Source organism: Sphingomonas segetis (genome assembly GCF_009720245.1).
GTDB lineage: Bacteria > Pseudomonadota > Alphaproteobacteria > Sphingomonadales > Sphingomonadaceae > Sphingomicrobium > Sphingomicrobium segetis.
Window position 1 is genome coordinate 1 of record NZ_WJSQ01000070.1, and the last position, 13,378, is coordinate 13,378.

Consider the following 13,378-nt stretch of genomic DNA (forward strand, 5'->3'; position numbering starts at 1 on the left):
GGCGTCCCCGCCGCCCGGGATCGCGCCGGAGTCCGCCCATGCCGTCCCCGCTGACCTCTACGGCCCGCCCGAAAAGCCCGCGCCGCTCGCCGTCGGCACCGAACGGATGAGCGAGATCGCGCGTGTGCTCGCGTCGGACGCGTTCGAGGGCCGCGCGCCCGGGACGGCGGGCGAGGACAAGACGATCCCGTACCTCATTGAGCAGTTCAAGGCCGCCGGCCTCGAGCCTGCGGGCGAGAATGGCGGATGGACGCAGACCGTCCCGATGATCCGCACACAACTGAAGGCGCCGGTGAACATATCCGTGAGCGAGGCGGGGCAGAGCCTGCCGCTGCGCTTTCCCGAAGATGTCTATCTCGGGACCGTCCGGCCGGTCGATCGGGTTCGGATCGCGAGCGCGCCGATGGTGTTCGTCGGCTACGGCGTGACCGCGCCCGAGCGCGGCTGGGACGATTTCAAGGGCGTGGACCTGACGGGCAAGGTTGCTGTCATGCTGGTCAACGACCCGGACTTCGAGGCCGCGCCGGGGGAGGCGGTCGCCGGCAAGTTCTCCGGCAAGACCATGACTTATTACGGCCGCTGGACCTACAAGTACGAGGAGGCGGCGCGGCGCGGCGCAATCGCTGCGCTGGTCGTCCATGAAACCGATGCCGCGGGCTACCCGTGGACCGTGGTCAAGAGCCCGGCGGGCGAGAATTACGCGATCGCGCTGCCCGCGGATGCGCCGCAGCCGGTGCTGCTGCAGGGCTGGATTCAGCGCGATGCGATGGCAGCGCTGCTCAAGCGCGCCGGCCAGGACTATGAAACCGTCAAGCGGGAGGCGCGCACTTCCGGGTTCAGGCCGATCGACCTCAAGGCGAAGCTCTCCGCCGACATCCCCGTTACCGTGGCACGCATCACCAGCCGAAATGTGCTCGGCAAGATAACCGGCGCGACCTATCCGAACGAAACGATCAGCTACGGGGGCCATTGGGACGCTTACGGCATCGGTCCGCCCGACGCGCAGGGGCGCACGATCCGCCCGGGGGCAGCGGACGACGCGCTGGGGCTGGCGGCGATGATCGAGAATGCGAGGGCTTTCGCGGCCGGGCCGCGGCTGCAGCGCACGCTGTTATTCGCCGCCTGGACGGGGGAGGAGCGGGGCCTGCTCGGCTCTGAATATTATGCGCAGCACCCTTTGTTCCCAATGGAGACAATGGTCGCGAACCTGACCTTCGACACGCTGCAGTGGAACGGGCCGGTCAAGGACGCGGTGCTGGTCGGGCGCGGCCAGAGCGGCGACATGGAGGCGTTGCTCGCCGACGCCGCTAGCGCCCAGGGCCGCACCGTCACGGACGAGAACCACCCCGAGCGCGGGCTGTTCTACCGCGCCGACCATTTCTCCTTCGCCAAGCGCGGAGTCCCGGTGCTGCTCGATATGGCGCTGGCCGGCGCCTACGACATGGTCGACGGACGCCGCCCCGCGGGAGAGAAGTGGCTGAGCGACTTCACGTCCAACTGCTATCACCAGACCTGCGATACCTGGTCGCCGAGTTGGGATCTGCGCGGAGCAGCGCAGGAAGCGGAGCTGTTCCATGCGATCGGGGAGCGCCTGGCGAACAGCCGTGAATGGCCGCAGTGGAGCGCAAGCTCCGAGTTCGCGAAGGTGCGGGGGAAGAGCGACGCCGCCCGGACGGCGAGCGGGCGGCAGAAGGGCGAGCGCGGGCACTGAGCCGCGGAACCGGACGCGGCCTGGTTGCGTCTGATGGTCGAATGAGGGGAGCACCAGCTTCGATCCGCTTTGGCGCCGCTGCGCTGCTCGCGCTCCTGCTGGCGTTGCGGTCGCTGGCGCCAGCAGGGTTCATGCCGGCTTTCGATCACGGGTCGGTAACCATCGTCGTCTGTCCCGGCACCAGCGGGGCCGTGCCTGCAATGAGCGGTCACGGCGACGACAAGAGCTTCCATCAGCCCTGCCCCTATGCGGCCGCTTCGGCGCTGTCCGCGCTCGCGCCGGGCTCGACGCCGTCCATCGCGATCCTGTTCTTCGCCGTCGCGCTGCTGCTCGGCCGCACCTTCCTGTTCGTCGAGCGGAGCTCGGGCCGCGAACGGCCGCCGTCAAGAGGGCCGCCGATCCTCGCCTGAGCTCCCTGCAACTCGCTCAGACACGAGGTCATTCATGAAGAAAATGCTTTGCGCGCCGGTTGCGGCGCTCCTCGCCTTTCCGGCAACGCCGGCGCTCGCCGACCATATGGGGGCGAGCGGATTCGGCTCCGGCGGCGGGATCACGGTGTTCGATCCCGATACGCTCGACGGCGGCCATTGGGCAGCAGGTCTCCGCCTCTCCTACACGCGTCCCGAGCAGCGCCCGGATGCCGATCTCGCCGCGCTGGCAGCGAGGCACATTCATGCGCACAACACCGATTACAACCTGAATGCGTCCGTGGGCCTGGCCTACGGCGTCTCGCACCATCTGACCGTCTCCGCGGAGCTGCCGTACGTGCACCGGCACGACTTGCGAGAAGGCGCCCATGCCCACGTCGGCGAGTCAGCGGTGAGCGGGGTCGAGCAGCTGGGCACCGTGGCCGGCATCGGCGACCTCAACCTCCTCGCCAAGTACCGCCTGAGCGAAGGCGAAGCCGCGGGCTTCGCGCTAATCGGCGGGATCAAGCTCCCGACCGGTAGCACTCACAAGCGCGCTCCCGACGGCGAGCGGCTCGAAACCGAACACCAGCCGGGATCGGGCAGCTGGGACCCGATCGTCGGCGCGTCGGCTTCCACCCGCATGGGATCGATCCGACTCACTGCAAGCGGCCTTTACCAGTTCTCGACCAAGGGCGCGCAGCACACGCGGCTCGGCAACCGCTTCCAGGGCGGGATTGCCCTGTCGCACCGTTTCGGCCCGGCGCCGCATGTGCATGCGCCCAGCCACAATCATCACCACGGCGACGAGCTGGACGAGCATCACGAACATGCGCACTCGAGCTGGGACGGGTTCGTCGAGCTCGGCGGCGAATGGGAAGCGCGGCAGAAGATCGGCGGCCAGATCGAGGAGGCGAGCGGGGGCAAATGGGCGTGGGTGGCGCCGGGTTTTCGTTTCAATTCCGCGTCCGGCTGGTCGGCGGCGGCGGCTTTGGCGATTCCCGTTTGGCAGCGCATCCGAGCCTCGCATCCTGACAACCGCTATCGGCTGACGCTGTCGTTGGGCCGGGCGTTCTGAGGATTACGGGGAGAACACGAACCGTAGCGTCAGCTGAGGCGACTCGAACCGTCGTTGGCCGCGATCGGCGGGATCCGCGGCAGATACCCACGGTTCACGAGATCGAGCACCGTTCCCAGGAACAGCGCGCGCGACCGCTCGTCACCGGGCAGATCGGCGAGCTTGCCGGGATAGGGATAATCGGGCGGATGATAGGGCAGGCGAAGCGCGGCGGAGCGGACCCCAGCGGCATCCTTGAAGAAACCGTCGACGATCGGCACTGGCAGGCGGCCGCCGATCAGCTGCAGGGAGGCCCACGTCTGGATTGAGCGCGAAGTACGGAATGTCGGCAGTCGGTTGGTCCATCAGGCGCCGAGCATCCTCTTCACGCCGCGCGCGGCCTGGCGGAGGCGTTGTTCGTTCTCGACCAGGGCGATTCGAACATGCCCTTCGCCTTCTTCTCCGAATCCTACGCCGGGGGCGACGGCCACATGGGCTTCGGTGAGCAGCTTCTTGGCGAACTCCATGGAGCCGAGATTGTGGAAGCGCTCGGGGATTGGCGCCCAGGCGAACATGCTCGCCTGGGGGACTGGGATGTCCCACCCGGCGCGGCCGAAGCATTCGACCAGCACGTCGCGACGCTTCTTGTAGAGTGCGCGGTTGGCGGCGACGATGTCCTGCGGGCCGTTGAGCGCGGCGACCGCGGCGGCCTGGACCGGTGTGAAGGCGCCATAGTCGAGATAGGACTTCACCCGGGCGAGCGCCTCGATCAGCCGCGCGTTGCCGACCGCGAACCCGATCCGCCAGCCCGCCATCGAGTAGGTCTTGCTCATCGAGGTGAACTCGACCGCGACTTCCTTCGCGCCTTCTACCTGGAGGATCGACGGGGTCGGCGCGTCGCCGAAATAGATTTCAGCGTAGGCGAGGTCGGAAATGACGATCAGCTCGTGCTCGCGGGCGAAGGCGACGAGGCGCTCGTAGAAGGGCAGGTCCGCGACATAAGCGGTGGGGTTGGACGGATATCCGATCACCAGCACCTTCGGCCGCGGCACGGTGTAGCGCATGGCGTTGGTCAGGCGCTCGAAGAACGCTTCGCCCGGTGCGGCCGGGATGGAGCGGATCGCGGCGCCGGCGATGATGAAGCCGAAGCTGTGGATCGGATAGGACGGGTTGGGCGCGAGCACGACGTCGCCGGGCGCGGTGATCGCCTGAGCGAGATTGGCGAGCCCTTCTTTCGAGCCCAAGGTGACAATGACCTCCTTGTCGGGGTCGACGGCCACGCCGAAGCGCCGCTGGTAATAAGCCGCCTGCGCTTTCCTCAGGCCCGGGATGCCGCGGCTCGCGGAATAGCGGTGGACGTGCGGCTTGTTCGCGACCTCCGCCAGCTTGTCGATGACGTGCTTCGGCGGCGAACCATCGGGGTTGCCCATGCCGAGGTCGACAATGTCCTCGCCGCGTGCGCGCGCGCCGGCCTTCATGGCGTTGACCTCGGCGAAGACGTAGGGCGGCAGGCGCTGGATTCGGTAGAACTCGTCGGTCATCCGAGCGTCATTGCGAGGAGCGGAGCGGCGAAGCAATCCAGTTATTCATTGTCACGAAGCCGCGGAGATCGCGAAGAGCTCGGCCCTGACTTCGCGCCTTCGCGTGACTACAGCTAGATTGGCCCGCTCACCGATACGTGGGCGCCGTCCGCATCGCGGATCTGAGCGATGTGGAGGCCATGCTCCTCCTTGGGCTCCCCGGTGAATTCGACCCCGACCTGGTCGCGGCGGGAGTAGAATTCGCCGAGATCATCGACGCTGAAGCCGAGCTCGATCGAGCCGGCGGCGTTCTTTTCGGATGCAGGGTGAAGCGCGAGGACCGTCTCGCCCGTCGCGAACTCGCTCCAGAAGGGGGACTGAAATTTGAGCTCGAGCCCGAGCTTGTCGCGGTAGAAGCCGATCGCCCGATCCATGTCGGCGACATACTCGATCGCGTAGGTGAGGCGCATTGTCCTTCTCCTATCGAGGTAGCAGCGCGTACGTGCGGCGGAAGGCGCGGGTCTCGGCCGCGGTGAACGAGGTCCCGGGGCCTTTCGCAGCGTTCTCGGGCACGCCGGTCACGAAATAGGCGATTCCGAGCCCGTTCGCGCGATCGATCCAGATGCCGCTCTTGAGGCCGTAGGCGTCGCCGGCGTGGCCGACGAGCGTGCGGCCGCGCGTGCCCATGTCGTCGGCGCAGCCCGGGGCTGGCGTGGGGATCTGCTGCGTCGCGCGGCCGTAGCTGCAGTAGAAACCGTGGTCGGTGATGCCGTTGCTGCCGTCGGAGCGCCAGACCTGCGTCAGGAGGGTGTCGACCGACTGCGGCGAGAGGAGGCGGACTCCGTCCAGCGTGCCGCCGTTGAGGAGCATGCGTCCGACTCGGGCGAGGCCGCGCGCGGAGATGCGCAAGCCGCCCTGCGGGGCGAAGAGTGAGCCGTTCTCGCCGGGCTTCCAGCGGGTGAGGTCGCACGCTTCGCCTTCGCTCACCTGCACCGCGCAGGCGGGACGCTGACCGTGGAGATCGTCCTTGAGCGGCTCGCCGGCCGGAGAGTCGAGCTCGACCGCCTGCGCGGCGGCGGCGTCGCTGCAGGTCGGCCAGTTGTAGCACGAGTCGAGCTTCATCGGCTCGAGCACCTCGCGGCGCATCCAGATGTCGAACCGCTCGCCGGTGACCTTCTCGACAATCGAAGCGACGATGGGGAAGTTCATGTTGGCGTATTTGAAATAATTGTCGCCCGGGCCGAGCTGCGGATCCCAGTTCAACGGGTCCTGCATTGCGGCCTGGAGCGAGCCGCCGAGCGGGATCGCATAATCGTCGTCATGCTCCCGGACCGAGCTGGTGTGCGAGAGCAGCATTGCGAGCGTGATCGAACGGTCGCGGAAGCCCGGGTTGCGCAGCGGCCATCCGAGCCAGTGCGAGACGCCGCTGGAGAGGTCGAGCCTGCCTTGCTCCACCAGCTTCATGACTCCGATCGCGACGACCAGCTTGCTGATCGAGGCGACACGGGCCGGATCGTCGGCGGTGACCCGGCGGCCGAACCGGGGATCGGCAATGCCCTCGGCGAAGCTCGCGATCTCGCCGTTGCGGTCGAACGCGACTCCGACCTGCGCGTGCACCGGCGGCTCGCTCGGGCGCAGGGTCGCGCAGGCGGAGAGGACGAGCACGGCAAGAACGATCCCCACGCGCATCGGCCGGAGCCTAATCCCGATACTGCGGCAATGACCAGCCGCGGGAGATCGCGGCGGCGCGAAGCGCGAAGCCCGCGACCACCGCGACCAGTGCGGCGAGCCACGGGACGAGCCCGGCGAGCGCAAGCCCGACGAACAGCCCCGCCGACAGCGCTGCCGCCGTGACATAGAGCTCAGGCCGCATCAGGATCGACGGCTCGCCCGCGAGCACGTCGCGGATGATCCCGCCGACGCAGGCCGTCATCACGCCCATCGCGAAGGCCGGCACCGGTGCCAGACCGTAGGCCAATGCCTTGGCGGCGCCGTAGGTCGCGTAAGCGGTGATCCCCGCCGCATCGAACCACAATAGCGCGCGGCCGGCGAACCGCCGCCTGCTGGTCAGCCACACGATCAGCGCGGCGGCGATGCAGATCAGCAGCATGGCGTTGCTGTGGACCCAGAACACCGGCGCGCCGATCAGCAGGTCGCGCAGGGTACCGCCGCCGACGCCGGTAATCACGGCGAAGAAGATGAAGGTGACGAGGGTCTGCTTCTTTTCCGCGGCGAGCAGCGCGCCTGACACTGCGAACACGGCAATTCCAAAATAATCGAGCAGGACGAGCGCGGTCGGGAGGGGCGAGGCATCCGTCATGCGGGACTTGATCCGGCATCTACCTGCCTTGGGCAAGCAGAAGGTGGACCCCAGCTTTCGCCGGGGTGACGGGGTGCGCGGCGAAGGCCTATATCGCCGCCATGACCGACCAACCCGAGACGAGCGCGATTCCCAGCCTTGAGGACTGGCAGCACTGGACGCTGGTGATGGGGCGCGCCCAGCAGATGCTGATGGAGTTCTGGGCCGAGCAGATGAAGGCGGGGCAGCCGATGCCGAGCTGGTCGCAGCCGGCGTTCGGTTTCGGCGAGCAGCCCGCCGCGTCTGACCCGATGGCGCTGATGAGCGCGGGCGCCCAGGCCTGGGCCAAGGGACTCGAGACCTGGGGCAAGATGCTCGGCGGCGTGACGGCGACGCCTTCGCCTGAGGAGAAGGAGCGCAAGGACCGCCGCTTCGCTGCGCCCGAATGGCGCGAGAATCCGATCTTCGACACGATCCGCCAGACTTACTTGCGGGTCTCAGACCAGCTGCTCGGTACCGCCGACCAGATCGAGGGCATCGACGCCGACACGCGCGAGAGGCTGCGCTTCGCGACGCGCAGCTTCGTCGATGCGATGAGCCCGTCCAACTTCGCGCTGACCAACCCGCAGGTGCTCAAGCGCACGCTGGAGACGCGCGGCGAGAATCTGCTCAAGGGCCTCGCCAACATGCTCAATGATATTGCGGCGGGCCAGCTGACGCAGACCAAGCCCGGCGTGTTCGAGGTCGGCAGGAATCTCGCGACGACGCCGGGCAAGGTCGTCAAGCAGACGCCGCTCTACCAGCTGATCCAGTACACGCCGGCGACTGACCAAGTGATGAAGACGCCGGTCTTGATCTTCCCGCCGTGGATCAACCGCTTCTACATTCTCGACCTCAGCCCGGAGAAGAGCTTCGTCAAATGGTGCGTCGACAACGGCGTGACCCTGTTCATGGTGAGCTGGAAGTCGGCCGACGAGAGCATCGCCGACGCGTCCCTCGACGATTATGTGCTCAACGGGCAGCTCGACGCGATCGACACGGTGCGCGACCTGCTCCGAGTCGAGGGCGTGCATGCGATCGGCTATTGCGTCGCGGGCACGACGCTGGCGGCGGCCCTCGCCTACCTTCAGACCAGGGGCGAGGCGAACAAGGTCAAGTCCGCGACCTTCCTGACGGCTCAAGTCGATTTCGCCGAAGCGGGCGACCTCAAGCTGTTCACCGGGCCAGAGACGATGGGGCTGCTCGACCAGCTGACCAAGGAGAAGGGCTATCTCGACGGCCGTTACATGGCGGCGACCTTCAACCTGCTGCGCGGCCGCGACCTCATCTGGAGCTATGTCGTCAACAACTATCTGCTCGGTGACGAGCCCGCGCCGTTCGACCTGCTCTACTGGAACAGCGACACGACGAACCTCCCCGCCGGCTGGCACCGGGCTTACCTCGAAGACCTCTACAAAGGGAACAAGCTTGCCGAAAAGGGCGGGATCACCGTCGCGGGAACGCCGGTCGACATCGACCAGGTGACCACGCCCACATACGTCCAGGCGGGGCGCGAGGACCACATCGCCCCGCCGCAGAGCGTGTGGAAGATCATGAACCATTTCGCCGGGCCGAAGCGGTTCGTGCTCGCGGGCTCCGGGCATATCGCCGGCGTCGTGAATCCGCCGGCCGCGCAAAAATACCAATATTGGATCAACGACCGGCCGTGCTGCACGCTCGACTCGTTCATCGACGGAGCGAAAGAGCACAAGGGAAGCTGGTGGCCCGACTGGCTCGCGTGGCTGAAGAAGCAGGATGGCGAGATGGTCAGGGCCGAGGGTGCGCGCGTGCCCGGCAAGGGCAAGCTGAGGGCGCTCGAGGACGCCCCGGGGACCTATGTCAAATCCCGCTGACGCCTTGACTCTCCGGCTCGCCCGGCCGGAGGAGCATCAGCAACTCGAGGAGCTGCAGCGCCGCGCGTCGCTCGAGCTGCCGGAATATCGCGACCAGCTGATCGCCAACCCCGGCGCCATTTATCTGCCCGAAGGTCAGATCGCGAACGGGCAGGTGATCGTCGCGGAGGTCGGCGGGCAAATCGTGGGCTTTGCCGCGGTGGTCGGCGGAGAGCTCGACGGACTGTTCGTGGAGCCGGACCTGTGGGGTCAGGGGATCGGGCGCACGCTGGTCGATGCAGCGACGCACGAGGCGCGGCGGCGCGGGCTCGCACTCAAGGTGATTGCGAGTCCGCGCGCGAAGCGTTTTTACGAGAGCTGCGGGTTCACGGTAGAAGGCGATGAGCAGACACGGTTCGGTCCGGCGCTCCGCATGACGAAGTAAGGCGACCTAGCAGTTCTGATACTTCCAGTGCCGGCGCTTGCCCTCTGACAGCCATTCGATGGCGGTCGCGATGCGCTTCTGCCGCGTTGCGTCCTGCTTGGCCTCGCCGATCCACTCGAAATAGTCGCGCTGGGCAGAGGGCGGAAAGCCGTCGAGCGCCGCCTTGGCCTTGGGCGCATTCGCGAGGGCGGCGGCGAACTCCGGATGCATTTCGGGCGGCGGTTTCGGAGCATGCTTCGTCTTGCGCGGCGCCGGAGCGTTCTTCGCCATGTCCGCCGCTTCGCGGATCAGGCGGTCGAGCTCCGCATCGGGCGGCAGCTCGTCGAGCGAGCCGATCTTGCCGAACTGACCCATCGCGTCGGCATTCGCATCGTCGCCGCGAAGCTCCTGTCCGCGCCAGAAGTTGAGCGCCATGTGCGCTTTGAACGCCGCGGTGATCAGGACGATTTTGCCGCCGACCATATAGGCCGGCATGCTCCACTTCATCGCTTCCTGGATGTCGGGGACGACCGCGTGTACGCGCTCACGCACCTTTTCGAGGATCGGCCGGGCGAACGGTTGCGCCGTGGCGATGTAGCCGTCGATGCGCGGCTCTCGGCTCAGATGATCCCTCCGCCGAGCATCAGCCGGACGACGCCGACCACGATCACGAACAGGTTGAGGTTGCGCCCGGCGGTCCCGCGCGACATCATCCCGATCACCGCGCCGATGATCGCCAGCGGGATAATCAGCCAATTGGCCCAGCCGAGCAGCGGGATGAAGGCGACGACCGCGCAGACGAGCGCGACGAAGCCGATGATCAGCGAGACGATGTTGAACATAAGCGGCTTTCTAGCATCATTCGGGCGCCTGCGGCAGCTTGGGCGCGCGGAGCATCGCGATCACGTAGAGGACGAGCGCCGCCCAAATGGCGGCGAACGCGACCGCATGGGCGGTGGTGAACGCTTCGCCATACAACAGCACCGCGATCAGGAACTGAACCGTCGGCGCGAGGAACTGGAGCATGCCGAGCGTCGAATAGGCAAGGCGCCTCGCGGCGGCGGTGAAGAGCAGGAGCGGCGTCGTCGAAACGACTCCGGCGAGGAGGAGCAGACCGGTTTCGCGTGAAGTCGTTCCGAACACCGGCTGCGACGCGAGCGCGCCCCAGCCCAGCCAGGCAAACGCGAGCGGCAGCAGGATCGCGGTTTCGATGGCTAGCCCGCTGAGAGCGTCGGCGGGCACGATCTTGCGAAGGAGGCCGTAGAGCGCGAAGCTGATGCACAGCGAAAGGCTGAGCCACAGCTGGCCGAGCGCTCCAGCGGCGAGCACGCTGATGCCGGTCGCGGCAATGGCGACGGCGGTCCATTGCATGCGGCTGAGCTTTTCGCCCAGCACGAACCGGCCGAGCAGGACATTGGCGAGCGGGTTGAGATAATAGCCGAAGCTCGCCGCGAGGATGTGCCCGCCAGTGACTGCATAGACGTAGAGCAGCCAGTTGCCGCCGATCAGGAGTGCCGTGACGAGCAGGATTGCGAGCGTGCGCGGCTGCGACAGCGCTGCTCTGATCTTGTCCCAGCTGCGTGTGACGATCACCAGGAGCGCGAGGAACGGCAACGACCAGAGCACCCGGTGGGCGACGATGTCGACCGCGGGCACGGCGGCGATCGCCTTGAAATAGATCGGGAGGACGCCCCACAAACCGTAGGCGGCCAGCCCGAGGAGGAATCCGCCCCGCGAGCCGTGCGGCTGCGTTCGGGCCGCCGCAACTTTGGGGCTTTCGGGCGCGTTCATTTCGCGGGCGCGTAGCGGCGGTGAGCGTTCAGTGAAAGCTTATGTTCAACGCGGCATGAGTTGAAAGGCGGGCGGGGGCCTGTCACTGTCGGGGAGGGGTGAACATCTTGTCGCTGAACCGTCGCACTCGTCTGCAAATCGCCCGGGCAACGGCGCTGATCGCGCTCGCGCTGCTCGCCGGCTGCGCGACGAAGCCGAAGCTGCCGCCTGGGGTGACGCCGTCGGTCGAGGTGGGGCCGCCGCTAAAATCCGAAGCGTGGAAGGCGGTTGCGACCGACGCGGACGAGGACCGGCTCGCTCGGCTCGGCCTTGCGTGGCAGGAGGCGCTCGCCGACGCGAAGAAGAGCGATCCAGGCGATGTTGCAAGGGAGGACAAGCTGCTGCTGCCTCGTTCGGCGCTGCCGATGCCCGCTCCGACGCCCGGCAGCTACAATTGCCGGATGATCGCGCTTGGCAGGGTGACGGCGAAGGACAAGCCGTACGAGAGCTTCAGGCCCTTCTTCTGCTACGTCCAGGTTGAGGACGGCCAGCTGACGATCGTCAAGCAGACCGGCAGCCAGCGCCCCGCCGGACGGCTGTGGGAAGATGACGAGGCCACACGCATGATCTTCCTCGGCAGCCTCGCGCTTCGCGACGAGGAAGCGCCGCTCGCTTATGGCGACGATCCGAAGCGGAACATGGCCGGCGTGTTCGAGCGCATCGCGCCGTTCAAATGGCGGCTCGTGATTCCGTGGCCGCAAAGCGGTTCCAAGCTCAACATCTTCGAGCTCACGCCGGTCGACTTCGCCAACCAGCCGAAGTGAGCGAAGCAGGGCTGCTGGCCGATCCCGCCGAGGTGCGGGCAATCCTCATTGCCTCCGCCCGGGCCAGGCAGGCGATCAGCTATTCCGAAGTGCTGGAGCTGCTCGGCCATCATTTCACTCGGCCCAAGATGCGCCAGCTGTGCAAGGTGCTGACGTTCATCGACGACGAGGCGGAGGAGCGGGGGGAGCCGGAGCTCGCCGTCCTTGTCGTGCGCCAGTCCGACGGCCTGCCGGGGCAGGGCTGGTGGGTCGGCGGCGCGAAGAAACATGGCTACACCGGCCTGTGGGAGGGACCTGGGGCGATGAAGCTGGTCAAGAAGATCCAGCGGCAGGCGTTCGATTTCTGGAACAGCCATCATTTCGAGGAGCGTTAGCATCGAAGCAATTCAGTCCCGGCCGCTGGATTTCTTCGCTCCGCTCGCAATGACGAAACCCGCCTGTTAAGCGCCCCCGCAATGTCCGACCCCCGCACATTCACCGTATCTGAAGATGACGACGGCATCCGGCTTGACCGCTGGTTCAAGCGGCACATGCCCGAGGTAAGCTTCAACATCGTCTCGCGCTGGGCGCGGACCGGGCAGCTGCGGGTCGCCGGGAAGCGTGCGGTGCCGGGCGACCGGATCGAGGCCGGGCAGGAGATCCGGATTCCTCCGCTCGAAGCGGCGCCGGCGAGGACGGCGCGGCCGGAGAAGCGCCGTGACGCGCTGACGCAGGACGAGGAGCAGTTCGTCCGCGACATGGTGATCCATGAGGATGCCAGCGCATTCGTGCTCAACAAGCCGCCGGGGCTGGCGACGCAGGGTGGGACCAAGACCACCCAGCACCTCGATCGCCTGCTCGACGGCCTTTCGGACGATAGCGGCCGGCCCAAGCTAGTCCACCGGCTCGACAAGGACACGTCGGGTGCGCTGCTCGTCGCCCGAAGCGCGCGGGCGGCGGGCCATTTTGCCAAGGCCTTCTCCGGCCGCACGGCACGCAAGGTCTATTGGGCGCTGGTGGTCGGCGTGCCCGACGCGGCCGAGGGAATGATCGACGCGCCGCTGGCCAAGCAGCCGGGGACGGGCGGGGAAAAGATGCACATCAGCGAGGAGCACGGCCTTCCCGCCAGAACACGGTGGCGGCTCGTGGACCGTGCCGGCAACCGCGCCGCGTGGGTCGAGCTGCAGCCCCTGACCGGGCGCACCCACCAGTTGCGTGCCCACATGGCGGCGATCGGCCATCCGATCGTCGGCGACGCGAAATATGGCGGCGCGGAAGCCTTCCTGACGGGCGGGATCAGCCGCAAGCTCCACCTCCACGCGCGCCGCATCCGCATCGACGCGCCCGACGGCGGCGCGATCGACGTCACCGCAGAGCTCCCGCCGCATATTTCCGAAAGCCTGGCGACGCTCGGCTTCGACCCGCTGGCCGGAGATTCGCTTCCGCTCGAGCTCAAAGCGCCGCCCTCGGCCGAGGCCAAGCAGCGCAAGGTCGCGGCGGCGGCCAAGGCGCGGCG

Annotated in this window: 16 protein-coding genes; 8 read left to right on the forward strand and 8 right to left on the reverse strand. The window is 67.3% G+C overall.

The genetic code is table 11. The features are described 5' to 3' along the window. The first annotated feature begins 19 nt into the window (after positions 1-19). The 3 genes from GH737_RS08315 to GH737_RS08320 are packed head-to-tail and all read left to right on the forward strand — an operon-like array spanning position 20 to position 3,196. Positions 20-1,711 carry a M28 family metallopeptidase gene (locus GH737_RS08315; protein ID WP_230558709.1) on the forward strand — a complete coding sequence of 564 codons (1,692 nt, stop codon included), beginning with the start codon at positions 20-22 and terminating at the stop codon, positions 1,709-1,711. A 41-nt stretch (positions 1,712-1,752) separates the two neighbouring features. Next, on the forward strand, positions 1,753-2,121 hold the full coding sequence (locus tag GH737_RS15270) for a DUF2946 family protein (protein WP_196233058.1): 369 nt from the start codon (positions 1,753-1,755) through the stop codon (positions 2,119-2,121). Positions 2,122-2,155: 34 nt separating this feature from the next. Continuing rightward, complete coding sequence (locus tag GH737_RS08320) at positions 2,156-3,196, forward strand: transporter (protein WP_196233059.1); 1,041 nt, start codon at positions 2,156-2,158, stop codon at positions 3,194-3,196. A gap of 29 nt (positions 3,197-3,225) precedes the next feature. On the opposite strand, the gene GH737_RS08325 is transcribed toward GH737_RS08320, so the two are convergent. The 5 genes from GH737_RS08325 to GH737_RS08345 form a co-directional block, all read right to left on the reverse strand. Continuing rightward, positions 3,226-3,456 carry a hypothetical protein gene (locus GH737_RS08325; RefSeq protein ID WP_155264376.1) on the reverse strand — a complete coding sequence of 77 codons (231 nt, stop codon included), beginning with the start codon at positions 3,454-3,456 and terminating at the stop codon, positions 3,226-3,228. Between the two features lie 84 nt (positions 3,457-3,540). Then, on the reverse strand, positions 3,541-4,716 hold the full coding sequence (locus tag GH737_RS08330) for an LL-diaminopimelate aminotransferase (RefSeq protein ID WP_155264377.1): 1,176 nt from the start codon (positions 4,714-4,716) through the stop codon (positions 3,541-3,543). A gap of 113 nt (positions 4,717-4,829) precedes the next feature. Next, positions 4,830-5,165 carry a VOC family protein gene (locus GH737_RS08335; RefSeq protein ID WP_155264378.1) on the reverse strand — a complete coding sequence of 112 codons (336 nt, stop codon included), beginning with the start codon at positions 5,163-5,165 and terminating at the stop codon, positions 4,830-4,832. Between the two features lie 10 nt (positions 5,166-5,175). After that, on the reverse strand, positions 5,176-6,384 hold the full coding sequence (locus GH737_RS08340) for a serine hydrolase domain-containing protein (protein ID WP_155264379.1): 1,209 nt from the start codon (positions 6,382-6,384) through the stop codon (positions 5,176-5,178). 10 nt (positions 6,385-6,394) lie between these two features. Continuing rightward, entirely contained in the window at positions 6,395-7,015 is a 621-nt protein-coding gene (locus tag GH737_RS08345; protein ID WP_155264380.1) for a trimeric intracellular cation channel family protein, read from the reverse strand. Between the two features lie 101 nt (positions 7,016-7,116). On the opposite strand from GH737_RS08345, the gene GH737_RS08350 reads away from it, so the two are divergent. Beyond that, complete coding sequence (locus GH737_RS08350; RefSeq protein ID WP_155264381.1) at positions 7,117-8,886, forward strand: PHA/PHB synthase family protein; 1,770 nt, start codon at positions 7,117-7,119, stop codon at positions 8,884-8,886. A gap of 4 nt (positions 8,887-8,890) precedes the next feature. Next, positions 8,891-9,310 carry a GNAT family N-acetyltransferase gene (locus tag GH737_RS08355; protein WP_230558707.1) on the forward strand — a complete coding sequence of 140 codons (420 nt, stop codon included), beginning with the start codon at positions 8,891-8,893 and terminating at the stop codon, positions 9,308-9,310. 6 nt (positions 9,311-9,316) lie between these two features. On the opposite strand, the gene GH737_RS08360 is transcribed toward GH737_RS08355, so the two are convergent. Genes GH737_RS08360 through rarD form a run of 3 tightly spaced genes read right to left on the reverse strand, consistent with a single transcriptional unit; the run spans position 9,317 to position 11,080 of the window. Beyond that, positions 9,317-9,913 carry a YdeI/OmpD-associated family protein gene (locus GH737_RS08360; protein WP_155264389.1) on the reverse strand — a complete coding sequence of 199 codons (597 nt, stop codon included), beginning with the start codon at positions 9,911-9,913 and terminating at the stop codon, positions 9,317-9,319. Further along, complete coding sequence (locus tag GH737_RS08365) at positions 9,910-10,131, reverse strand: hypothetical protein (RefSeq protein WP_155264383.1); 222 nt, start codon at positions 10,129-10,131, stop codon at positions 9,910-9,912. Before GH737_RS08365 ends, GH737_RS08360 begins: the two co-directional genes overlap by 4 nt. A gap of 16 nt (positions 10,132-10,147) precedes the next feature. Beyond that, a complete protein-coding gene (rarD, locus tag GH737_RS08370) occupies positions 10,148-11,080 on the reverse strand; it encodes an EamA family transporter RarD (RefSeq protein ID WP_155264384.1) in 933 nt (310 codons plus the stop codon). Positions 11,081-11,178: 98 nt separating this feature from the next. On the opposite strand from rarD, the gene GH737_RS08375 reads away from it, so the two are divergent. From GH737_RS08375 to GH737_RS08385, 3 genes are all read left to right on the forward strand, one after another. Continuing rightward, complete coding sequence (locus tag GH737_RS08375) at positions 11,179-11,883, forward strand: DUF4893 domain-containing protein (RefSeq protein WP_155264385.1); 705 nt, start codon at positions 11,179-11,181, stop codon at positions 11,881-11,883. After that, the gene (locus tag GH737_RS08380) at positions 11,880-12,257 is read left to right on the forward strand and encodes a ribose-phosphate pyrophosphokinase (protein ID WP_155264386.1); all 378 of its coding nucleotides are present in this window, start codon (positions 11,880-11,882) and stop codon (positions 12,255-12,257) included. Before GH737_RS08375 ends, GH737_RS08380 begins: the two co-directional genes overlap by 4 nt. A gap of 81 nt (positions 12,258-12,338) precedes the next feature. Then, positions 12,339-13,378 (forward strand): RluA family pseudouridine synthase (locus tag GH737_RS08385; RefSeq protein WP_155264387.1); only part of this gene is annotated, 1,040 nt, incomplete at its 3' end.